This is a genomic window from Nitrosomonas sp., from assembly GCF_019635155.1.
Classification (GTDB): domain Bacteria; phylum Pseudomonadota; class Gammaproteobacteria; order Burkholderiales; family Nitrosomonadaceae; genus Nitrosomonas.
On record NZ_JAHBZY010000001.1, the window covers coordinates 218,844 to 240,198 of the forward strand.

Consider the following 21,355-nt stretch of genomic DNA (forward strand, 5'->3'; position numbering starts at 1 on the left):
TCTTACACAGAATAATTGGAATATGACTCAAGATAACCAATCGGCTGCGCCGCTCGATGAAAATCAAATCATTGCCGAGCGTCGTGCCAAACTGGCTGAGCTGCGCCAGACCGGCAATGCCTTTCCCAACACTTTCCGGCGCGAGCATCTGGCAGCGGATCTGCACCGGCAATACGATGACTTAACCAAGGAACAACTGGAAGAATCGCCGGTTACCGTCAAAGTGGCCGGGCGTATGATGTTAAAGCGCGTCATGGGCAAGGCCAGTTTCGCCACCATTCAGGACATGAGCGGCCGAGTTCAGCTGTATATCTCAAACGATCAGACCGGCGAAGCGGCGCACACGGCCTTTAAACATTACGATCTGGGTGACATTCTATGGGCGCAAGGCTTGTTATTCAAAACCAAGACCGATGAGCTATCGATTCGCGTCACGAATTTGCAGTTACTGACCAAATCGCTGCGGCCGCTGCCGGAAAAATTTCATGGCTTAACCGATCAGGAACAAAAATACCGCCAGCGTTACCTCGATTTGATCACCAATGAAGACGCGCGCAAGGTGTTCACGGCGCGCTCGAAAATTATTCAAGCCATGCGCGAATTTTTCGTAGCGCGCGGCTACCTCGAAGTCGAAACCCCGATGATGCACCCGATTCCCGGCGGCGCCACGGCAAGGCCATTCTCCACGCATCACAATGCGCTGGACATGGCGCTGTATTTGCGCATCGCGCCCGAGTTGTATTTGAAACGGCTGGTAGTCGGCGGCATGGAAAAAGTGTTTGAAATCAACCGTAACTTCCGCAATGAAGGCATTTCCACCCGGCATAATCCCGAATTCACCATGGTGGAATTTTATGAGGCTTACCAGGATTTTACCTATCTGATGGACTTCACCGAGAGAATGCTGGCGGAAATCGCGCAAAAAGTATTGGGTACCACCGAAGTCACGTATCAGGGTAAAACCATGGATTTGGCGAAACCGTTCGCCCGGTTGACCATTACCGCAGCAATCAAACAATTCCATCCGCAATATACCGATGCGCAATTGAATGACCGTGATTTCCTGATTAACAAGCTGCAAGCGCTCGGCATTCATTACAGCCCGCACGACGGTATTGGTGGCTTGCAACTCTCATTGTTCGACGAAACCACCGAGCATTTGCTGTTCGAGCCGACATTCATCGTCGATTATCCGGCGGAAGTCTCACCCCTGGCGCGGTGCAACGACAGCAACGCCGAAATTACCGACCGCTTCGAGCTCTACATTGCCGGACGTGAAATCGCGAATGGCTTCTCGGAATTAAACGACCCGGAAGATCAAGCAGCACGCTTTCTGGAACAAGCCAAAGCCAAGGATGCCGGCGATAACGAAGCCATGCACTTCGATGCCGATTATATCCGTGCTTTGGAATACGGCCTGCCGCCGACAGCCGGGGAAGGTATCGGTATCGACCGGCTGGTCATGCTACTGACCGACAGCCCCAGCATCCGCGATGTGATTTTGTTTCCGCAGTTACGGCGGGAGGATTAAAACGTAATGTGACATTAAGCACAGTGCAATACACCATGTGGTGATACTATGCGAATCATGTACGGATGATACTGAGTTAATCCATCTAATGCGTAAAGTGAAAGATCGCTTCTCTTTTTAGATGAGTGATTTCAAGAACCAATCCCTTATATGCGCTGATCCCAGCTGGGATTGGCGTAGTTCTTCAGGGTTTGCTATCTAATGACTGTTTACTGCCAATAAATATTTAAGAGGTGAGTATTAATGGTTAGAGCAATTCTTTCTTTGCACTGTACTGTATTTCGAAGTAGTGCAAATATGTTAATTCTCATTGTAATCGCATTGCTATTATCCGGGTGTAACTCCAGGGTGACATCGGATAACCAGGTTTCCCGTACACTTCCGATAAGCAGACCCACCTCAGTACCGACTCCTTCGATGATCGCTCCGGCAGTGTGGCCGGGAACACCGATTGAACAGGCTTCTGCTGCCGCTGCAGCTTTTGCCGCAGAGAAACCATTAGTGCGAATGCCAGCTCTCGTTGGAGCTCTCGGAGCTAGTGGCGTGCCTGTAGTAGACTCCAAAGGACAAATTGTTGCTGGGACTGGATCGGATTATCTGGGGCTGCCGTGGATGCACGTATCGGGTATCGCGGTTACTAACCCGCAATTTTCCATTTCGTTTGCCGACGCGGCGCGATTGTTGGACTTGGGACTCACTTCAATCCCTGCAGCGGACTCCGGCAAGGCAGCTAGACTATTAGCTGCAGTCCGTGAGGGTTTGTCAAGTCCCGATCCACAAGTACAATTCTTTGCTCACCTTATCGCTCACAGTAACGCTCGGCTCGGAGGCCCGCCTCTTATTCTATCTTCAACTACTCCGGAACAAGTGCGTATCGATATGGCAACGCTTGAGGTCTTTGTCGGCCGTATGCTGCGGCTCGCTCTTGTGGAAGCTCTGCGGATCAAGGCAAACCAGCCAGTAGCAGATCGCGGCAAGGTTTCGCGTGCCCGCGTGATTTCTTTCAATCCGCTGCTGATCCAGACCAGTTATGCGGACGACCTCATAAAACCAATCGTTGGCACTAACGAAACCAAGGGAATGCCTAGCATCCCAGAAAAAACTACCACACCGCCGCCTAACTGTGCAGACGATGCGATGAATGGCTGGGGTATTTGGGTGCTTTCCAAAGCCCTCGGTGGAGTTGACATGTCCGCTATTGGCGGAGAAAGTGCCGCGTGGAAAGGTTTAACCGATTGGGTTAGTAAAGAGATTATACAATCCGGTGAAGCGATAATGATTGATGCATCTAAGCTCACTCATGCCACGGAGTTTCTTAACTACTTCGGAGGTCTAATGAGCAGTACCTTTTCTGCTCTAAACTATCTATTCGAACTCGCCATGTTGCACGCAACTGTAACTATGGAGGGCGGTGAACCGCTTGTACGGCATAAGAGAAAAAGCGAAGGCGACGCGGAGGCTAAAATCCTAGCAGCCAAGTTTGAGATGAAATGCCAGATTCCGCGCGCGGCGATTCAAACCCCGAGACCGATGCACAGTTGGGGAGCGCTTCAACTGTCTTTTTAGCACTTGGTACCGCATCGGGAAACAATTAATGTTCATGCCAACTGAGGGACCACAATCCGGTCGGTTTGCGAATAGACGTCAGCGGGGGGACTGGTTTTACGAGAGGACTCGCTCCAGGTGATTCGATTGTGCTTTTCGGTCCTGCCACATTCAAACCATACCAAGACACAGATGTCAACGGTGAGATACGCATTCCTGTCCAAGGCCGGCGACAGAAACGCGACTACTCCGACGATGCTAAACCTGTGAAAAAGGAATTCGGTGTCATTTTAACCTCCACGCTCGAACCAACGGATGGCGCATCAGTCGGAAAAACCTTTCTTGATAGTTTGATTTGTGTCGGTGCTGTGGGCCTGGGATGTGCTGATGCAATTACCGATATTCTCAAGACATTTCACTACAGCTTGGGTGAACATACCTTCGCGCTACGGGATTGGCAATCGAACAAAAAACATACTTTTAATAATGCCTTGCTTAAACTTAAGTACACAAATGAAAATTGTCGAGATACCTATACCTATGATATTAGTGGATCAACGTGCGGTGATCCAGTGCCTGGTGATTGGAAAATTAACCAAAAAGTCACACTCGAGTCCGCGTGCGGCTCATTCACCCATAGACATCAAACAATTGAATCTTTTGAGAATGACTGTGTTCTGGAAGGGAGCGATGATGTTAAATTTTTCGAGAGTGTCGCAACTTCTGTATCCAAAGGGGGTAGTATGTGGTATTGCATCTATCGTCCTGCGCAAAATTCACAATCAGCATCAATTATAATTCGTGTTGCTGGCAACGATTCTTCTCCCGTAGAGAATATTGTTCCGTTATTAGAGGAAGAAGAATGTAGTGAATAAAATAAAAAAAACTTTCTTCATATAACTATAAACAGCAAGTAGCTTGGATAAGCTTGCGTCATCCAGGATAAATCAAACTTCAATACCGGAACCCATCCCGTCATTCAATGATAAACTGCCTGTTAATCAAGGTTTCGGAGAGATATCATGTCCGATAAGATGAAATGGATTCTGGAAAATATCAAGATATTGTCGCCTCATGAAAAAGCGACGCTCGCGCATTGCCTGATTTCAAGTTTGGATGACACCAACGAAGCACATGTTGATGAGGCGTGGGTTCAAATCGCAGAACGCCGGTTCGCGCAACTTGAGTCCGGTACAGTGCAACCGGTTAGCTGGGAAGAAATAAAGCTGAAATTGAACCGTGAGCTGTGACAAACGTTTACTTTCATCCTGAAGTCGCGCGCGATATACGTGAATCGGTCGTCTGGTATGAATCGCAGGCAAAAGGGTTAGGCGGTGGTTTCATCAATGAGCTTGAAAGCGCTTATGCAGCCATCGCCGAACTTTCTGGTGTGTGGCCTCAATTCGGAAAGGGTTCCGGCGTTATAACCTTACCTGCTTCCCATTTGCTGTAATTTACAGGCAATCAAAAGAAAAAATCTATGTGGTTGTCGTGATGCATCAAAGCAGAAAACCCGGTTACTGGTTCAATCGAATTGCAGAATAAATCATGCTATTACTCCGATTTTTCAGATTGCCGGGTCAATTTGGATAAAGTTTTCGCTTCTTCCAGCAAATGCCTCAGAGCCTTGTTAACCGCTTCATCGTTGGGGAAAGCTTTCGCAATATCAGGCTCCAGAATCACTACATTGGTTTCTGCTTTGATACGGCTTGCGTATTTGCCACGTATAATTTTATCGAAATCAGATCGTTGGTACTCTGGCCGAAGCTCGTCTGTCATTTCAGGTTTAACCTTCTTCATAAATTTTCCTCTCAGAATTTGTAGCCAATCGCGCTGATATGATCCGGATCGAATTGCCGCTTTCAGTATACGTGCCACCGCCAGTAAACGACCTTGAGAAGAAATGCCAAACGTTACATATCTTTCTTCATCTTCCGAATGATCGGGATCGCGGGTAGTTGCAGAAAATGCATCACGCAATGCACTGGATGCTTCTTCAAAAGTGACGCCATGTTTACGATGATTAAGTACAGCTTTCTTCGCATTCCACTCAAAATGCATAAATACCGATGTATCCTTGCTATTAATGCGACACGTTAGAAAATAGCTTCCACATTACGGCTAAGTTATCACAAAATGTATCTGAATAGCGCTTCCCAGAATATTTTTCAGCAATTTGTGGCAAACCGCCTGGGTTTGTTATTAGCACAGGGTTGGGCTGCCGAAGAAAGCCCGACATCACCCGCTGCGCAGGGGTGTTATGCAGCGTCTTCATTATCCCATCCGGGAAAAACCAGTACCGCAGGGTGGCATTTGAGGGCTTTTGCCAATATTTTGGCGCGTTCAACCCCCAAGTTGATTGGATCATGCTCGAGAGTCCGCAGATCGTGACTATATCGAGTAATTGCAGGATAGGTTTTGAAAAAACCAATAAGCTGAATTATTATCGTTATATCGGTGCAGCCGCATTGTAGGTTCTTGTTTCTAAAAAATAGCGAGAATACCATTCATTGACTTCGATACCTTTTATTACATTGAGCAAGAAGCTTCTTTTTAATGCACGATTGCCGCTCTTGTTTTTTTGTATCGGGCTTATCGCTTATAAGTTTTATCTACTGGAAATCAATTCTCGGGCTATTCTTGGTTGTGATTGGTGCTTGGTAAGAAAAGCGATATTCTTTGAATTGCAATTCCTTTTTTTACTGGGAATTTTGCATTTCGTGGCAGGGTTTTCCCGCTGGTATTGGTTGCGTTTCAGTTTGCGCTTGAGCGTCATTGCCATACTGCTAATCATGGCAATCGACCTAATAGTATTGCAGCAATTCCTGGTTCGTTTTACCTGGCATGAATTCTTGAAATTTGTTTCTGAATTCAGCGCAATCATGGATTTCTCCAGACAGCTTATCGTAAGTTTCTGGTCAGCACTGATCGCTGCAATGGTTATTTCCATAATCTTGTGGGTTTTGGGCCGTTACTTGATTTTAGATAATGCAACGACCCGATCGCCTGTGTTCTTGGCGTTTGTTGCCTTCGGCTTGTTCGGGACGGAATATTTGAAACCCACTGAATTTCATGGACCTTATCTGCAAAACTCGATTGAAGCATTTTTTTCATCGCAAACAAGACATCGTCCTTATTCAGATGATTTCGCCAACAAAATTTTAGCCGAGCCTGAGGAAGAAAGCCGGTGCTACGAGGGAGTAGGGGCTCGTCCTGATTTGATATTGCTGATTGTCGAGTCGCTTTCTATGTATCACAGCAAGCTTTTTTCAGGACTTCGCGATTGGACGCCGCAGTTCGACAGTGTCAGTCAAAATGGACGATGGTTCAGCAACTTCTACGCCAACGCCATCAACACGGAACAGGGCCTGGTTGCATTGCTCACGGGTGAACCGGCTATCGCCAGGGGAACGGGTAACGCATCGACTCCGTTATTCGAGCAATTCCAAAGTTCTAAACATACGGTGCCTCATCTACTGAATGACTTGGATTACTACACCGCTTTTCTTACGACTGGGAATCTTGGTTTTCTGGGGAAAGGGGATTGGCTTAAAAAAATTGGATTTAATTTAATTGAAGGTCATGATGCAGCTTACTACGACGGCATGAAACGGTTTCACTTCGATGCCGCGCCAGATCAAGCGCTATATGACCGAGCGCTAATCGAGCTCCAAACGCATCATCGCAAAAAGCCAGTGTTCCTGACATTGGAAACCGTTTCAACACATCACCCTTTTATCGATCCTGAGAGCGCCGCGCAATCCGAAGAATTGGTTTTTCGTTATGCGGACCGTGCATTAGGGGTTTTCGTTGAAAATTTAAAATCAATCGGCTTTTTTGATAATGGTTACTTAATGATCGTAAGCGATCACCGCGCCATGGTACCGGCTAGTCAGGATGAGATGGTGCGCTTCGGTGATCGCGCATATGCTCGCATTCCATTCAGCATTATCGGCTATGGTTTGAATAATGAGGAAGTAGTCGATCCCTTCTCTCAAATCGATTTATTACCTTCGCTCCATCATTGGTTGAGTCAAGACCGGCATTGCGTAAACGCGAATCAGGGAATATTTTTACCGAAAACCAAACACCAACCCGCTTGTATTTTTACGCGTCGCAGTTACGCTTTGGACGATGTTTTCATCCATTGTGGTGACGAAGACTATATCATTCGCTTAGACGGCGATCGCAGTCATTATGTCGGTGCCAAACCACCTCATGACTTGTTAGGAAGCATACATCGATTGAGATTAGGCAAAGATTCATCGCATTGATACCGGCAATGTCACAAGGTTTGTTTGCTTTCTCCCTGAATATCGGTCAGACGGGATATTCGGATGTCGAAGATAGGTTCATTTTTTGTCATCGCCGCCATTCTGGCGTGACGGAACCCTTCCTTTTAGTTGCTGCCCATAACGATAGGTTAAGTCAATTTGAACAAAAGTGGCGGTTTTTTCGACACTCAATATTTATTGTTTAATTACCAGTTGTTTACTTTATTTTGTAATATCCGATTTTATCTGATCGCGCTATTGGTCGCATCGAGTTTTCACGCTGCGGCGCAGGAAATACTCGATTTGCCCGGTAAGCAGGCTATCGTCTCATTATCGGCGCCGCAGTCGGTGAAAAAAATGCTCGATAAATATATTCAGCTACCTGCAGAGCCATTTGCCAGCGAGTATGATGAAAGCGCATTCGTGCATCGCATACAAAAAGAAATCAGCGAAATTATGGCGACTGAAGGTTACTTCAGTGTCAGTGTTTCCGTAATAAAGCCGGCGCATGCGCAATCGATCGAGATCAAAGTTGATCCGGGCGAATTGACTCGCGTAGGTTCGGTTAGCCTTGAATTTTCCGGTGATATCGCCAATAGTGATAAAGAACACCGCAAACGCATCGAGCAGCTTCGCGCTGCGTGGTCACTAAAGACCGGGAAGCCCTTTCGCGCCGCCGATTGGGAACAGGCAAAATCCGCTTTGATTAACAGCGTCACGCAACAGGCATTTGCCGCCGCCGCCATCACTAGCAGCCAGGCCAGCGTCGATCCCGGTGCCGCGCGCGCTGACCTGACTGTTACGATCGATTCCGGGCCGGTTTTTCATCTTGGAGAAATTCAAATTTCCGGTCTGAAACGTTATGATGCATCACTGATCACGCGGCTTGCGACTTTCAAGCCAGGCGATATTTATCAGCGTGATTTGTTGCATCAATATCAACTCGCATTGCAGAAAACACCGCAATTTAGCACGGTTACGGTCAGTATCGTGCCCGATATCGCCCAGCACCGGTCGATACCGGTTAAAGTCATGCTGACGGAGGCACACGCGCAACGCTTCGCCTTCGGTGCCGGTTACAGTTCCAACAATGGCGCGCGCGGTGAAATCAATTACCAGTATCATAATCTATTCGACCGCGCTTGGAATCTCACCAGTTTGTTGCGGCTCGAGCAAAAGCGGCAAACGTTTCTGGCGGGGGTCGATACCTTACCCGATCAAAACAATATCAATCATTCGTTCAGCGCCAGCCTGCAGATGACGGATATCGCGGGTTTGAAAACCGATGTGCAAAAAGCCGGCCTGACGCGCAATTACCAGACGCCGACGACAGTCATGCAGCTTGGTTTGAATTGGCAACGCGAGCATAAAAAACCCGACGGTGCGAACGATCAGATCAATCAGGCGCTGGTGCTGGATTGGCGCTGGCGACGGCGGATCGTTGACGATCCGGTTAACGTCCGGCGCGGCGATATCACTGAAGTGCGTATCGGTGGCGGCACCCGGCAATTGCTGTCGGATCAGGATTTTATCCGTACTTATGCCAACCATCAGAGCTGGTGGCCGGTGGGATTGCGTGATACATTTTTTCTGCGGGCTGAGGTTGGTTATACATTAGCCCCATCGCGTTTCGGTATTCCGCAGGAATATCTGTTTCGCGCAGGCGGTATTCAATCGCTGCGCGGTTACGCTTTTAAAAGTATCGGCGTGCACGAAGGCAGCGCCGTGGTTGGCGGCCGAACGATGGCGACCGGTACTGCCGAATATACGCATTGGCTGACTCATCAATGGGGTGCGGCGACGTTTGTCGATATCGGTAGCGCAGCCGATCGCTGGCAAGATATGCGGATGTTTCTCGGCTATGGCGCGGGGGTGCGCTGGCGCAGTCCGGCAGGCCCGCTGGCACTCGATTTGGCGCGCGGTCACGAAACCGGTAACTGGCGCGTGCATTTTTCAATGGCCGTCGCTTTTTGATGAATCAGGAATCGCTTATGACCGATCAACACACCGGAACTCCATCGTTGCCGAAAACCGCGCGGCGTTATCGCAAGTTAGTTGGCAGTTTGCTGTTCTTGCCGGTGTTTGCGGCAATTGCCGGTTATTGGTTGCTGTATAGTGTATCCGGACTGCAGTCGACGGTTGCTGCAGTTAACCGCTGGGGCGGCGGCACGGTTCAATTGACCGGCGTGCATGGCACATTACAAGATTTGCGCGTTGAAAGCATTCTTTTCAAAAATGAAGCGTTAGAGCTAACGCTGCACGATCTCCGCCTCAATTGGAGTCCCACACAATTGCTTCATCGGCGGATCAGCATCAATCGGCTGGCACTGGAGTCGATTCGCATCAACCAGCACACGACTGAGACCGCGCCGACCGCCCCGCAGCCACCGGACAGTTTGTTACTCCCGTTCGGATTATCGATTGCGGCAGTGACCGTCGGTTCCATTCATTTTAATGCGGCAATCCAGGAAAATGCCGAGCCGGTAATATCCGATCTGATGTTGGCGTTGGACAGCGATGGCACGCATCACCGGCTCACGCAACTGAATTTCACAACCCCTTGGGCGACGGTCGAATCGCAAGCGGAACTTGCCGGCAATGCGCCGTTTGACTTATCCGCTCGCATCGGTATCGCCGCCGGTGCATGGGGTGACATCGATACAACCGTTACCGGCAATCTGATGCAACTCACAATTCAATCCGTCGGTCAGCCGTCCGCGGCCAATATGACCCTGCAAGCACAGTTGCAGCCGTTTGCCGAAAACCCGCTGACGCAGTTGCATGCTATCCTGGAACAGTGGAATCCAGCCGATTTTCTGGCGGATGCGCCGCAAGCGAAGTTGTCTGTGTCGGCACAGTTGATGCAAGACCAGGCCGGACAATTGGCAGGTCATATCAACATCGAGAATCATGCATCCGCGCCGCTCGATCAAAACGGTGTTCCGCTGTCCGCCATTCATACCCGCGTGCGGATTTCCCCGGAATTACTGATGTTACCGGATGTTCAAGTGCAATCCGGAAAGGATGGGGTTGTGCGTGGACAATTGGCTTGGAACAGGGACAAGCACGTTCTCACCGCGAACTTGGCGGTCGAGCGGCTCGATCCGCAGCAACTGTATAGCCGTCTGCAAACTGCCGCGATCTCAGGCAAGATCGAGCTCATCGGCGGTACGGAAAAGCAGTCCGCTCATATCGATTTGCGCGACCGGTCGTTGCGTTTGACCGCTGATATTGCTCGTACCATGGAGCAGATCATGCTTGAGCGGTTTAATTTGCAACGCAATCGTTCGCGATTGGCCGGTCAAGGTAAATTGCAGTTGACCGGGGATCAGTCGTTTGAATTGTCGGGAGAATTGATAAATTTCAACAGTGCGGATTTTATTCAAGCCGTCGATTCCGATCTGAACGCCACCTTGCAGTTATCCGGCCAACGGCTGCCGGCAGTTGCCGGTACTTTGAAGTATATCATCCAAAAAAGCCGCTTGGCGAAAGCGCCGGTCAGCGGCTTGGGAGAGATCGCATTCACCGATGCCGGCCACCTTAACGGCAAGGCCGAATTGTCGGCAGGCTCGAACCGGTTGTTTGCGCAGGGGCGGCTGGACGGTGAGCGGCACGATGTGCAACTGACGGTCAATGCTCCCGCATTGGTGCAGTTGGGTTTGGGCGTGTCGGGCGATTTGCAGACACAGCTTGTTTTCCGCGGCACAATGAAAACACCCGATCTCGACTGGAAGCTTGACAGCAAGCGCCTGGAGTTGCCCGGTAAGCAGCAATTCTCAGGCATATCCGCCAGTGCGCGGTGGCATCGTGATGACACCATCGCGCTGAACGTTGCAGTTGATACTTACCGTGCGCATGAGCATGCAACGATCAACCAATTGATCGCAACTCTCGACGGTAAAACCGACCAGCACCGCTTGACGGTCAATGCCGGTATTAACCGGGATATCGCGGTACGACTGATGGCCAGTGGCGGTTTAAGCGGTGCAAAATCTGAACGGCCGTTGCGCTGGCAAGGCCAGCTGACCGAATTGTCTGCTACCGGTGATATGCCGGTTCGCCTGCTGGCGCCGGCAGCACTTGCCGCTAGCGCCTCATCGTTTTTGTTGAATGATGCCGGATTTTCGATTTCCGATGGATCGGTACGCATCGAGCAATTGCAATGGGCACCGGACAGCTTGAAAACCCGTGGTGATTTCACCGGCATTGGGCTGCTGCCCGATATACCGGCGCGTGCAAAAAAAACACCGTTACAATTGGGCGGCCGCTGGCATCTCGATGCCGCCGCGCAACTGACCGGCGAACTGCATATTCAGCGTGAGCGCGGTGACTGGTACTTGCCCGGAGATGTACCGCAACCCTTGGGATTGCAACAATTACTGCTGCAGGCAACTGCACAGCAGGGGAAATTATCCGGACAATTGATACTGGATAGCGAAGCGCTGGGCAGTGCTCGGGCGGATGTAACGGTGCCGCTGCAGCAAACGAAATCGCAGTGGTCCATTGCCAAAGAATCGCCGTTGCAGGGTAACATTCACGCCACTATTGCCAGCTTGAAGTGGCTCAACGCATTCGGTGACAATCTGCACGCCGATGGTGAATTGCAAATTCAAGCTGGAATTCAGGGAACAGTGCAGCAACCGGATATTAGCGGCACGGTTTCCGGCGTAAATTTACATTTGGCGTTAATGGAGCAGGGGATACGCTTGCAGCAAGGCACCCTGGCCGCGCATTTTCAGCAAGCGGATTTGCACATCGATCGGTTGTACTTTGCCAGCCCTTATACATCACCACCGGATAGCCGCTTGTTCGGCGATCTGGCGCTGCAAGACACGGCGGGCTCATTGGTTGTCAGTGGCAAGGTCGGATTAGCCGGCAATCCAAGTCATCTCGATTTTTCCATCGATCGATTATCACTCGCGCACGGAACTGATTACTGGATTGTTTCTTCCGGCAACGGCACTGTCCGTTTTCAGCAGAACCGTCTTAGCATTGCCGGCGATTTGCGGGCCGACGCCGGTTTGATCATGCAACCGCCGGAAGGAGGCCGTCCGTCATTGCCGGACGATGTCGTGCTGGTCAATACGCCGTCACCGCAGCGTTCGCAAAAACTGGCATTGGATCTCGATATGAATTTTAATCTGGGCGAGAAATTCCATATCCGTGCTTCCGGTTTGGAAGGCCGTCTGGCGGGTCAACTGCAAATCCGCAACGATAATAATCAGCAACTTAAGCTCACCGGCGCTATCGCTGCGCAGGACACTACATTCAAGGCATACGGCCAGAACTTGACGGTCAAACGCGGTATCGTCAGTTTTCAGGGGCCGCTCGATGATCCCAATCTGAACGTCCTGGCTGTGCGGGAGGGACTGGCGGTCGAGGCTGGTGTCGAAATCTCCGGATCGGTGCGCCATCCGCAGGTGAGGCTGGTGTCAACGCCGGAGGTATCCGAAGTCGAGAAATTATCCTGGATCGTGTTGGGCAGAAAACCCGACACCGGCGGTCTCGATACATCGGTATTGCTATCAGCCGCCGGATCGATACTCGGCGGCCAATCCGGCGGCGGCATTACCGACCGGATCACTCAGGCACTCGGTGTGGATGAAATCTCTTTCAAACAAGCAAGCGCCGGCAGTTCACTGACCGGACAGATCGGCGTGGTCGGTAAACGCATTTCATCGCGCGCTTATTTGACTTACGAGCGGGGCTTGACGACAAGCACAATCGGTATCGCTAAGCTGAATTACAATCTGACACCGAGAATTACTATCGTCACGCAAGCCGGTGAGGATAGTGCGGTTGATTTGTTTTATACCGTGCAATTTGATTGAATCGTAATGGAAACTTAGGAAAGCAACGAGCGATTTACACGGATGAGCGCTAACGTAAGCTGATGATCGGCCAGTTATTTTTTTCCGCGTGACTTTTCAGCGTCGGATCGGGGTCGACAGCGACCGGATGTGTGACTTTACTGAGTAGCGGCAGGTCGTTCAAGGAATCGCTGTAAAACCAGCTGCGCAGAAAAGACAACCAGGTCAGATTGTGTCTGTCCAACCATTCTTCCAATCGGTCGATTTTGCCTTCGCGGAACGACGGCGTGCCGGCTACGCGTCCGGTAAATTCGCCGTCTTTTTCTTCCGGTTCGGTCGCGATTAAATGTTCGATACCGAGTGCGTGTGCGATCGGCGTGGTGACGAAGCTGTTGGTGGCGGTGATGATGATGCATAAATCACCATCCAGTTTGTGTTGCTCGATCAATTGGCGTGTTCCGCGCGCGATCAGTGGTGTGATTTTTTTCGTCATGAATTCTTTCCGCCAGGTTTCCAGTTGCGCGCGCGGATGGCGCGCCAGCGGTTTTAGTTGAAAATCCAGAAATTCGTGAATATCCAAGGTTCCGGCTTTGTATTGCTCATAAAACTCGATATTTTTCGCTTCGTGCAATTCGCGATCCAATGCTTTCTTTTCGATCAAGAATTGCGCCCATTGAAAATCACTATCGCCTGCGATCAGTGTATTATCCAAATCAAATAATGCTAAATTCATGAAACCACCTGTAATAATTCTCGTAATAAAGGAATGGTAATAGGACGCTGATGAACCAGGGAATAACGATCCAATGCTTCCAGCGTCATCATCAGTGACGGTAAATCGCGTTGTCCATGTCGTAACAGATAAAGACAAATCTCTTGCGACAATTGAATGCCGCAGTCAGCGGCATGTGTTTTCATTGCTTGAATTTTCTCGTCTTCGGTCAATTCATGCACCTGATAGGCCAAACCCCAGCTCAAGCGTGTTACCAAATCTTGCCGCAGGGTGAGATGCACCGGCGCAACGGAACCGCTCATCAACAAAAGCGCGTGACCTTCCGCGCGCAATTCGTTATAGAAATTAAATAGCCGGATTTGGGCCGAGGCATCCAGGCAATCGATACCGTCGATCGCTACGCAATCGGCATCCAACGGATAATCGCAGGACTGTTTTGCGCAGCAATATACCGCTTTTAGGTTGTTTTGGGTATAGGCGGCGGTTATCGCCTGCAGTAAATGGCTTTTGCCGCACCCCGGATTTCCCCAGATATAGACAAAGCGTTCTTGCTCCTGTCCGATCAGGATACGGTGCAATATTTGCAGCAACTCGGCATTGCGGCCAGGCAGGAAATTAACCAATGACGGCGCCGGTACAGGTTTGATGTCTAGCAGCAATTGTTGCATAGGGTTCGCGCAACGATCATTCCCTGCAACGCAGGCTAATGATAGAAGTTACTGTTTAAATAACGTTGATGAAGATGGCGCAACCAAACCAGCATGACCGCGCTGACCGGCAGCGCCAGCAAGATGCCGAAGAAGCCGAATAATTGCCCGAAAGCCAACAATGCGAAAATGACGATGACCGGATGCAAACCAATGCGGTCACCGACCAGCCAAGGAGTGATCAGCATGCCTTCAAGCAATTGACCGATACCGAATACAATCCATATCGGGATGATGTTGCTCCAATCTTGAAATTGCATGACGGCTGCTAAAGTCGCCAGTGTCAAACCGACGATCATGCCAAGATACGGCACAAACACCAGAATTCCGGCCACCAAGCCGATCGGCAATGCAAATTCAAGTCCCACCAGCCAAAGGCCGGTGACATAACAAATACACATCAGCACAATGACAGACAGTTGGCCGCGTAGAAACTCCGCCAGAACACGATCGGTTTCGTGCGCCAATTGCGACATTTGAGGATACCAATAACGCGGAATCATTTCATCGATTTGTTTGATCAACACATCCCAATCGCGCAGTAGATAAAATAATACCACCGGCACCAATAGCAAATTGACCAGAAATTCCACAACGGCCATTCCGCCGCTGGTCAAGGACGGCAGGATTTTTGCCGCGACACCGCCGGCGCTTTGCCAGTGTTTCGATACCGCTTCTTTTAGCATCTCCATATCGGGTTCCAGGCTGATATCCAGCCTTGATTCCAGCCAGGGAATGATATGATTCTTGAGCATATCCAGAAATGCCGGCATTTTATCCAGTAAACGCCCCGCTTCTTTCTCGAATAGCGGCACCATAATCAGAATTAATGCGCAAAATGCAACGAGTGACAGTAACATCACCACGATAGTCCCTATCGTGCGCGGAATGTTGTGGCGGGCCATCCGCGTGACCATCGGGTTGCAGATGTAAGCGATTACGGCAGCGAGCAAGAACGGTGTCAAGATCGGACTGAGCAGGTAAATGAGCACGCCGGTTATGCATGCCAGAAAAAGCCACCAGAGGTAATGCAATTCGTTCGCGTGTTCTTCGGTCGTCATCGCAACTAGCTTTGGCCGGCTTTGGACTTCAATGCATGGCTGGCAAGATTTTTACCCAGCTCCCAAATCGAACCCGGTACTTGATGCGTATCGGCGATGGTTTTAGTTAAAGCACTGACGATGAGATCGCGGTCTTTCTTGGATAGAATCAGCGGCGGCAACAATTTGATCACGTTCATGCCATGCCCGGCAACTTGCGTCAGAATACGATGTTCTTTGAACAGCGGGATGGTGATCATCTGGCAGAACAATCCTTTGTTGGCCGCTTCCAACATCATCCACGCAGCTTTGAGCGAGAAACTGCCGGGCGGCTTGAATTCGATCGCGATCATCGATCCTTTGCCGCGTGCTTCCTTGAGAAATTCAAACTGATCGGTTAATGCATTGATCCGGCTGATGATATCCGCACCGATAGTGGCGCTGTTTTCAACCAGCTTCTCAGTTTTGATGACTTCCAGGCTTGCCAGGCCTGCCGCCATCGCCATATTGTTTTTGGAGAACGTCGAGCCATGCACCACCGCGCGATCCATACGGTTGAACACGCTCTCCATGATCGGCTGCGTCATTACTACTGCGCCGACCGGCACAAACCCGCCGGATAACGCCTTGGCCATGCAAATCATATCCGGCTTTACGTTCCAGTGTTCAATCGCCCAGAATTTACCGGTACGCCCCAGGCCGGTCTGAATTTCATCCGCAACAAACAAGGTGCCGTATTTCTTGCACAGTCGCTCGACTTCAGGCAGGTAATTGTCGTCCGGAATGTTAACGCCCTTGCCTTGAATCGGTTCGACTATGAACGCCGCAACATTGCGGCTGTTGAGCGCTTGTTCCAACGCCGCCAGGTCATTGAATGGCACCGAGCCGCAATCTTGCAGCAGCGGTCCGAAACCGTCCTTGAAAATCTGCTCGCCATTCAGTGATAATGCGCCCATGGTTAAACCATGATAGGCGTGATCGCAGCAAATAATGCGGTTGCGTTTGGTTACGTAGCGGGCGAATTTGATCGCGGCTTCGACCGCTTCGGTACCGGAATTGCAAAAAAACGCACGCTCCAGATTATCCGGCACGGTTGCCAGAATTTCCTTGGCCAGCAAACCGCTCAGAACCGATACGTCCATTTGCACCAAATCCGGCAGCTCAAGCGACAGCACTTCTTTCAATGCATTGACGATTACCGGATGATTGCGGCCAAACGCATACACCCCGAACCCGCTCAACAAATCGAGATATTCGTTGCCCTGCTCATCGTACAAATACTGCCCCGCTGCGCGTTGATAATTGCGGTCATAGCCGATCGTCTTCAGCACTCGCACCATCTGCGCATTCAGATAATGCTCGTGCAAATCAAACTTGTCGGTGCGGTGTTGGGATAGCAAATTAGCGATACTGAAAGACATGAACAACCTCGGTGTTTGAGAAACTACCAGCCAAGCTGGAAAAAAGATTTATTGACTCCATTCAGAAAAAACTACTACAAAACCATAGTATGGCAACAAAAATTAGCGCAGATCATACCATTCCTGAACAATTTTTTGCTGTTAAAAACATGAAATCGTTTAGGAATGGAAAGTTTAATTCCATAGAGCCGGTCTATTGAAGTGTTGGTGTCATAAAACCGAAAATTCAATTATCTAAGCTATTTTTCTTGTGCAAGCCGACGTGATGCAATCACCCGAGATGTATGATCGCTCTGATTTTTGATTAGAGTCTATTTCAGAAAACGATCAGTAAAAGTACAGCAGAAATTACACGCCAATTGTTGAAATTTCTTTCAATAATTGGCGTGCATGGTTTACTTGTAATGGTTGCTGAAGTCGCTGTAATTGAATAAATGCAAAGCACTTCGATTATTTAAACAAATCACTATCGACAAATTCCGCTTTAACTAACGACCAGAAGTCATCGGCGAGGCCATCTTCGATATATGCATACGGCAGCCAGCCGTAGCCGTGGTCGCCCCAGTCCTCACCCCACGAGTTGCGAATTAGCAATGCGCCTTTGGTGGAACCGATCTTTTTCTGATCGTCGTAGCCGACGGCTAGAACCGCGTGACCGCCTTCCAGCGTATCGCCTTTGCCAGGGTACGGAATTTCACCTTTGCCGTCACCGGAACCAGGCATCGAACTATAAACAGAGAAACCGAACATCGACGGAAGATTAGCCGCCAGGTTTTTTTTGACGTTGGTTAAAACTGCGGCAGTGGAGGTATTGGGTGGATCCAGTCGGTAATAGTTGATCGCTTGGTAGTTTTGCGCATACGAGAAGCAGAAGCTGGAAGGGTCGTCGTTGAACCGTTTGATATCGTACGGCCAGTATTTTTCCGGGGGAACGCCGAACAGCACCAGCGCTTTCATGGTATCGCGCAAATAAGCGCCGTCGTCACCGGTAAAACCGATCAATTGGCGTGTGACTTTGTAGAGAAACAGGCGCGATGCGTCGATGTGTTTGCCGAAGGCGCGGCGTTCAAAATATTCGACCATGCCAACTCCGGCATGTGCGGTGCAGGAACCGATTGATTCCTGATCCTCGATCGGGGAACAAAATTTTCGTAGATCGACGGCAGCTGGTAATGATTTGGCCGCTTTCTTCAACGGCGAGGATCTTGCCAGTACTTTGGCAACGGATTCGGTCGATTGTGTATGATCGCGTATGTCGGGTAAATCTCTGTGCCAACCTAAACCTAAACCATGAATTGTTCGCATTTTTAGCCTCCAAGAAAAGTAAGTTGATAATACAGCTGTTACATTCAAGCAAAAATGGATCGTTTTTTTGTTTCCCGCAATTGATAGCTTTTAAAGGATCATAGTAGAGCAAAATCCGGCATTAAAAAAGAAAATTGAAGTTGCTGTTTCAATAAAACGATGCCCGGATAATTTCAACGCGCATAAAGAATCCGATAATGCGTCAATAAAACCGTCTTATACGGATTTCATTCTACAAATAAAACTGCCAAGAAACAGTTGAAACCATATTTTTGAGCGGTTAAGGTGAAGTTATGTGTTCAGGCCACTGATTGTAAAGCCAATGGTAACGGGACTTTAATCAGCATAGTCTAAATTTATATCAATCAATTAACGATAGATCGCACTCACAGTGCTTGATCGCGTAGTATCCGATTGTGGAAGTTCCTTACCGATAATTCTTATTCCGCGCCATACATATTGTTCATTTGCGGTAAAATTGCGTTTAAAAGTAATGCAAACCCTTTGTTCGTTTGAGAGTTCAACTTGACATCCAGCAATTCCAACCACCCTGATACAAATCATCTTTCTTATCGTGATGCCGGTGTCGATATCGATGCCGGCGATCGCTTGGTCGACAATATCAAACCGCTTGCTAAGCGCACATTACGTCCCGAAGTTCTGACCGGAATCGGCGGTTTCGGTGCGTTGTTTGAAATTTCCAAGCAATACCGCAACCCGGTGCTGGTGTCCGGCACGGATGGCGTGGGCACCAAGTTGAAATTGGCTTTTCAATTGGATCGGCATGACACAATCGGTATCGACTTGGTGGCGATGAGTGTCAACGATATCTTAGTGCAAGGTGCGGAACCCTTGTTTTTCCTGGATTATTTTGCCTGTGGCAAATTGAATGTCGAGACTGCGACCCAAGTGGTCGGAGGCATTGCCAAAGGTTGCGAATTAGCCGGTTGTTCCTTGATTGGCGGCGAGACGGCGGAAATGCCGGGTATGTATCCGCATGACGAATATGATTTGGCCGGATTTGCCGTCGGCGTTGTCGAGAAAGATCAGATCATCAGCGGTGCGTCGATCAAAGCTGGCGATTGTGTGCTGGGTATTGCATCCAGCGGTGCGCATTCGAATGGTTATTCGCTGATTCGTAAAATTATCGAAAACAGCCGCGCCGATTTATCGATGGATTTTCATGGTCAAACGTTGGCCGATACCATCATGGCGCCGACGCGCATTTACGTTAAGTCTGTATTGGCATTGATGAAGCAGTTGCCGGTGAAAGGCTTGGCGCATATCACCGGCGGCGGTTTGGTGGAAAATGTGCCGCGTATTTTGCCGGATTCGCTGACAGCGGTATTGCAAAAAGACACATGGCGGATTCCGCCGTTATTTCAATGGCTACAACAGCAAGGTAACGTGACCGATCAAGAAATGGCGCGTGTTTTTAATTGCGGCATCGGGTTGGTTATTGTGGTTGCACCTGAACATGCCGGGGATGCGCTCCGCATATTGCGCAGTGGCGGGGAAACCGCATGGCAAATCGGTGAGATTAAATCGCGTATGGCAAATCAGGAAGCTACCGTTCTGGTTTAGCGAATGATTTCTTAAGATGAAATCTTTAGTGATTTTGATTTCAGGCCGCGGCAGCAATATGCAAGCGCTGCTGGAATCCGGATATCCACGGGATTGCATGACAGTTATCAGTAATAATCCCAATGCGGCTGGATTGGAAATTGCCAAGAATTACGGTGTTGCGACGATTGTTCTCGATCATCGTTCTTTTCCGGATCGTGAGACTTTTGATGTTGCATTGGCGGAAAAGATCGATGCCTGCAAACCGAAATTGGTTGCACTGGCCGGCTTCATGCGTATACTGAGTGATCGCTTTGTACAACATTATCAGGGCCGGTTAATGAATATTCATCCTTCACTACTCCCGGCGTTTCCCGGTTTAGGAACTCATGCGCGGGCACTACAAGAAGGCGTCAAGATCCATGGTTGCACGGTTCATTTTGTTACGCCGAAACTGGACCATGGGCCGATTGTCATTCAAGCCGCTGTTCCGGTATTGCCGGACGACACCGAGCAAACATTGGCAAGCCGGGTTTTACAGCTGGAACACCGCATTTACCCGCAAGCGGTCCGCTGGTTTATGGATGGTTGCATTCAGTTCATCGATAATCGCGTGGAAGTGACTAATTCCGGAAGTGACGGAATGATGCTCTATTCGCCGGGATTGCCTGAATGAAATTTGCGATCTTGTTGTTTATTCCATGGTTATTCAGTTTCCCGGTTTTTGCGACGGATATACCGTCCCGCATTGAAATCAGTTACCACGTGATAACGGATATCGGAGAAGGTGAAATCAATGAAGTCATGGAAATTCATCATGTCGGCGAGCACTATCGTTACGCTATTAACAGCGTTGCACAAGCCACCGGTGTTTACAAGCTGATAGAACCGAATCGGATTGTGCGGCATAGCGAAGGCCTTATATTTGAACAAGGTATGCAGCCGGCTCGCGCTTACGAAAAGCGCGGGAAAAAAACACCCAGCCTGGCTGTTTTCGATTGGGCTGATCACAGCATTACGCTCAGTCACATGGGGCACGAGATAACACAGCAGCTACCGTACGGTACGCTGGATCGATTAAGTTTCTCGTATAGTTTCATGTTTGCTGCGATTCCTAAAAAGTATGTGGAACGTTACGTCACCGATGGTCATAGTTTACGGTTATCACATTTCACTGTGACCGAAGAAATCCTCGATACGCCGTTGGGCGAAATCAAAACGATTGCGTTAACCCGGCAGGAAGAAAAAGGCTCCAAGCTTAAAAGGAAGCTATGGCTGGCATTGAACAATCACATGTTGCCGGTGCGTATCGTAACAGTCGAAGAAAACGGCCGTGAAATCGAAAAAATAGTCAGCGGAATTAATATTCGTTATAAACCGGAACATTAATTCTATTTATTCTCTAACCGATCTGAGATATCTCAAC

18 protein-coding genes are annotated in these 21,355 nt (G+C 49.3%); 12 read left to right on the forward strand and 6 right to left on the reverse strand.

Annotation, left to right across the window (positions count from 1 at the left end):
- The first annotated feature begins 22 nt into the window (after positions 1 to 22).
- The 5 genes from lysS to KF839_RS01050 all read left to right on the forward strand — a co-directional run bounded on the left by lysS (position 23) and on the right by KF839_RS01050 (position 4,529).
- Entirely contained in the window at positions 23 to 1,531 is a 1,509-nt protein-coding gene (gene lysS, locus KF839_RS01030) for a lysine--tRNA ligase (protein WP_292915951.1), read from the forward strand.
- A 297-nt stretch (positions 1,532 to 1,828) separates the two neighbouring features.
- Complete coding sequence (locus KF839_RS01035) at positions 1,829 to 3,097, forward strand: hypothetical protein (protein ID WP_292915952.1); 1,269 nt, start codon at positions 1,829 to 1,831, stop codon at positions 3,095 to 3,097.
- A 128-nt stretch (positions 3,098 to 3,225) separates the two neighbouring features.
- Positions 3,226 to 3,951 carry a hypothetical protein gene (locus KF839_RS01040; RefSeq protein ID WP_292915953.1) on the forward strand — a complete coding sequence of 242 codons (726 nt, stop codon included), beginning with the start codon at positions 3,226 to 3,228 and terminating at the stop codon, positions 3,949 to 3,951.
- Positions 3,952 to 4,098: 147 nt separating this feature from the next.
- On the forward strand, positions 4,099 to 4,326 hold the full coding sequence (locus tag KF839_RS01045) for an addiction module protein (RefSeq protein ID WP_292915954.1): 228 nt from the start codon (positions 4,099 to 4,101) through the stop codon (positions 4,324 to 4,326).
- Positions 4,323 to 4,529, forward strand: a complete 207-nt coding sequence (locus tag KF839_RS01050; protein ID WP_292915955.1) for a hypothetical protein — start codon at positions 4,323 to 4,325, stop codon at positions 4,527 to 4,529. Before KF839_RS01045 ends, KF839_RS01050 begins: the two co-directional genes overlap by 4 nt.
- A 101-nt stretch (positions 4,530 to 4,630) precedes the next feature.
- Here KF839_RS01050 and KF839_RS01055 read toward each other — a convergent pair whose 3' ends face one another.
- Positions 4,631 to 5,137 (reverse strand): BrnT family toxin, encoded by a 507-nt coding sequence (locus tag KF839_RS01055; protein WP_292915956.1) that lies wholly within the window; start codon positions 5,135 to 5,137, stop codon positions 4,631 to 4,633.
- Between the two features lie 75 nt (positions 5,138 to 5,212).
- On the opposite strand from KF839_RS01055, the gene KF839_RS01060 reads away from it, so the two are divergent.
- The 4 genes from KF839_RS01060 to KF839_RS01075 all read left to right on the forward strand — a co-directional run bounded on the left by KF839_RS01060 (position 5,213) and on the right by KF839_RS01075 (position 13,181).
- Positions 5,213 to 5,467: a hypothetical protein gene (locus KF839_RS01060; RefSeq protein WP_292915957.1), complete on the forward strand. Its 255-nt coding sequence runs from the start codon at positions 5,213 to 5,215 to the stop codon at positions 5,465 to 5,467.
- Positions 5,468 to 5,610: 143 nt separating this feature from the next.
- Positions 5,611 to 7,350: an LTA synthase family protein gene (locus KF839_RS01065; protein ID WP_292915958.1), complete on the forward strand. Its 1,740-nt coding sequence runs from the start codon at positions 5,611 to 5,613 to the stop codon at positions 7,348 to 7,350.
- A gap of 159 nt (positions 7,351 to 7,509) precedes the next feature.
- Complete coding sequence (locus tag KF839_RS01070) at positions 7,510 to 9,324, forward strand: autotransporter assembly complex protein TamA (protein ID WP_292915959.1); 1,815 nt, start codon at positions 7,510 to 7,512, stop codon at positions 9,322 to 9,324.
- 17 nt (positions 9,325 to 9,341) lie between these two features.
- Positions 9,342 to 13,181 (forward strand): translocation/assembly module TamB domain-containing protein, encoded by a 3,840-nt coding sequence (locus tag KF839_RS01075; protein ID WP_292915960.1) that lies wholly within the window; start codon positions 9,342 to 9,344, stop codon positions 13,179 to 13,181.
- Positions 13,182 to 13,230: 49 nt separating this feature from the next.
- On the opposite strand, the gene KF839_RS01080 is transcribed toward KF839_RS01075, so the two are convergent.
- From KF839_RS01080 to KF839_RS01100, 5 genes are all read right to left on the reverse strand, one after another.
- Positions 13,231 to 13,893, reverse strand: coding sequence for a histidinol-phosphatase (locus KF839_RS01080; protein ID WP_292915961.1), 663 nt, complete (start codon positions 13,891 to 13,893; stop codon positions 13,231 to 13,233).
- Positions 13,890 to 14,561, reverse strand: coding sequence for a DnaA regulatory inactivator Hda (gene hda, locus KF839_RS01085; RefSeq protein WP_292915962.1), 672 nt, complete (start codon positions 14,559 to 14,561; stop codon positions 13,890 to 13,892). The genes KF839_RS01080 and hda overlap by 4 nt, the downstream gene beginning before the upstream one ends.
- A 35-nt stretch (positions 14,562 to 14,596) precedes the next feature.
- A complete protein-coding gene (locus tag KF839_RS01090; RefSeq protein ID WP_292915963.1) occupies positions 14,597 to 15,661 on the reverse strand; it encodes an AI-2E family transporter in 1,065 nt (354 codons plus the stop codon).
- Between the two features lie 5 nt (positions 15,662 to 15,666).
- Positions 15,667 to 17,061 (reverse strand): aspartate aminotransferase family protein, encoded by a 1,395-nt coding sequence (locus tag KF839_RS01095; RefSeq protein ID WP_292915964.1) that lies wholly within the window; start codon positions 17,059 to 17,061, stop codon positions 15,667 to 15,669.
- Between the two features lie 450 nt (positions 17,062 to 17,511).
- A complete protein-coding gene (locus KF839_RS01100) occupies positions 17,512 to 18,366 on the reverse strand; it encodes a C1 family peptidase (protein ID WP_292915965.1) in 855 nt (284 codons plus the stop codon).
- Positions 18,367 to 18,891: 525 nt separating this feature from the next.
- Here KF839_RS01100 and purM point away from each other — a divergent pair.
- From purM to KF839_RS01115, 3 genes are read left to right on the forward strand one after another with little or no spacing between them, the layout of a single operon-like run.
- The gene (gene purM, locus KF839_RS01105) at positions 18,892 to 19,950 is read left to right on the forward strand and encodes a phosphoribosylformylglycinamidine cyclo-ligase (RefSeq protein ID WP_292915966.1); all 1,059 of its coding nucleotides are present in this window, start codon (positions 18,892 to 18,894) and stop codon (positions 19,948 to 19,950) included.
- Positions 19,951 to 19,966: 16 nt separating this feature from the next.
- The gene (gene purN, locus KF839_RS01110; RefSeq protein WP_292915967.1) at positions 19,967 to 20,605 is read left to right on the forward strand and encodes a phosphoribosylglycinamide formyltransferase; all 639 of its coding nucleotides are present in this window, start codon (positions 19,967 to 19,969) and stop codon (positions 20,603 to 20,605) included.
- Positions 20,602 to 21,318 carry a DUF3108 domain-containing protein gene (locus tag KF839_RS01115; protein ID WP_292915968.1) on the forward strand — a complete coding sequence of 239 codons (717 nt, stop codon included), beginning with the start codon at positions 20,602 to 20,604 and terminating at the stop codon, positions 21,316 to 21,318. The genes purN and KF839_RS01115 overlap by 4 nt, the downstream gene beginning before the upstream one ends.
- The last annotated feature ends 37 nt before the right edge of the window (positions 21,319 to 21,355 follow it).

Excerpts from the sequence above, each read along its gene's own strand:
- lysS (WP_292915951.1), top strand. The coding sequence starts at position 23 with ATGACTCAAGATAACCAATCGGCTGCGCCGCTCGATGAAAATCAAATC.
- KF839_RS01035 (WP_292915952.1), top strand. The coding sequence starts at position 1,829 with ATGTTAATTCTCATTGTAATCGCATTGCTATTATCCGGGTGTAACTCC.
- KF839_RS01045 (WP_292915954.1), top strand. The coding sequence starts at position 4,099 with ATGTCCGATAAGATGAAATGGATTCTGGAAAATATCAAGATATTGTCG.
- KF839_RS01055 (WP_292915956.1), bottom strand. The coding sequence starts at position 5,137 with ATGCATTTTGAGTGGAATGCGAAGAAAGCTGTACTTAATCATCGTAAA.
- KF839_RS01060 (WP_292915957.1), top strand. The coding sequence starts at position 5,213 with ATGTATCTGAATAGCGCTTCCCAGAATATTTTTCAGCAATTTGTGGCA.
- KF839_RS01075 (WP_292915960.1), top strand. The coding sequence starts at position 9,342 with ATGACCGATCAACACACCGGAACTCCATCGTTGCCGAAAACCGCGCGG.
- KF839_RS01080 (WP_292915961.1), bottom strand. The coding sequence starts at position 13,893 with ATGAATTTAGCATTATTTGATTTGGATAATACACTGATCGCAGGCGAT.
- hda (WP_292915962.1), bottom strand. The coding sequence starts at position 14,561 with ATGCAACAATTGCTGCTAGACATCAAACCTGTACCGGCGCCGTCATTG.
- KF839_RS01090 (WP_292915963.1), bottom strand. The coding sequence starts at position 15,661 with ATGACGACCGAAGAACACGCGAACGAATTGCATTACCTCTGGTGGCTT.
- KF839_RS01095 (WP_292915964.1), bottom strand. The coding sequence starts at position 17,061 with ATGTCTTTCAGTATCGCTAATTTGCTATCCCAACACCGCACCGACAAG.
- KF839_RS01100 (WP_292915965.1), bottom strand. The coding sequence starts at position 18,366 with ATGCGAACAATTCATGGTTTAGGTTTAGGTTGGCACAGAGATTTACCC.
- purN (WP_292915967.1), top strand. The coding sequence starts at position 19,967 with ATGAAATCTTTAGTGATTTTGATTTCAGGCCGCGGCAGCAATATGCAA.
- KF839_RS01115 (WP_292915968.1), top strand. The coding sequence starts at position 20,602 with ATGAAATTTGCGATCTTGTTGTTTATTCCATGGTTATTCAGTTTCCCG.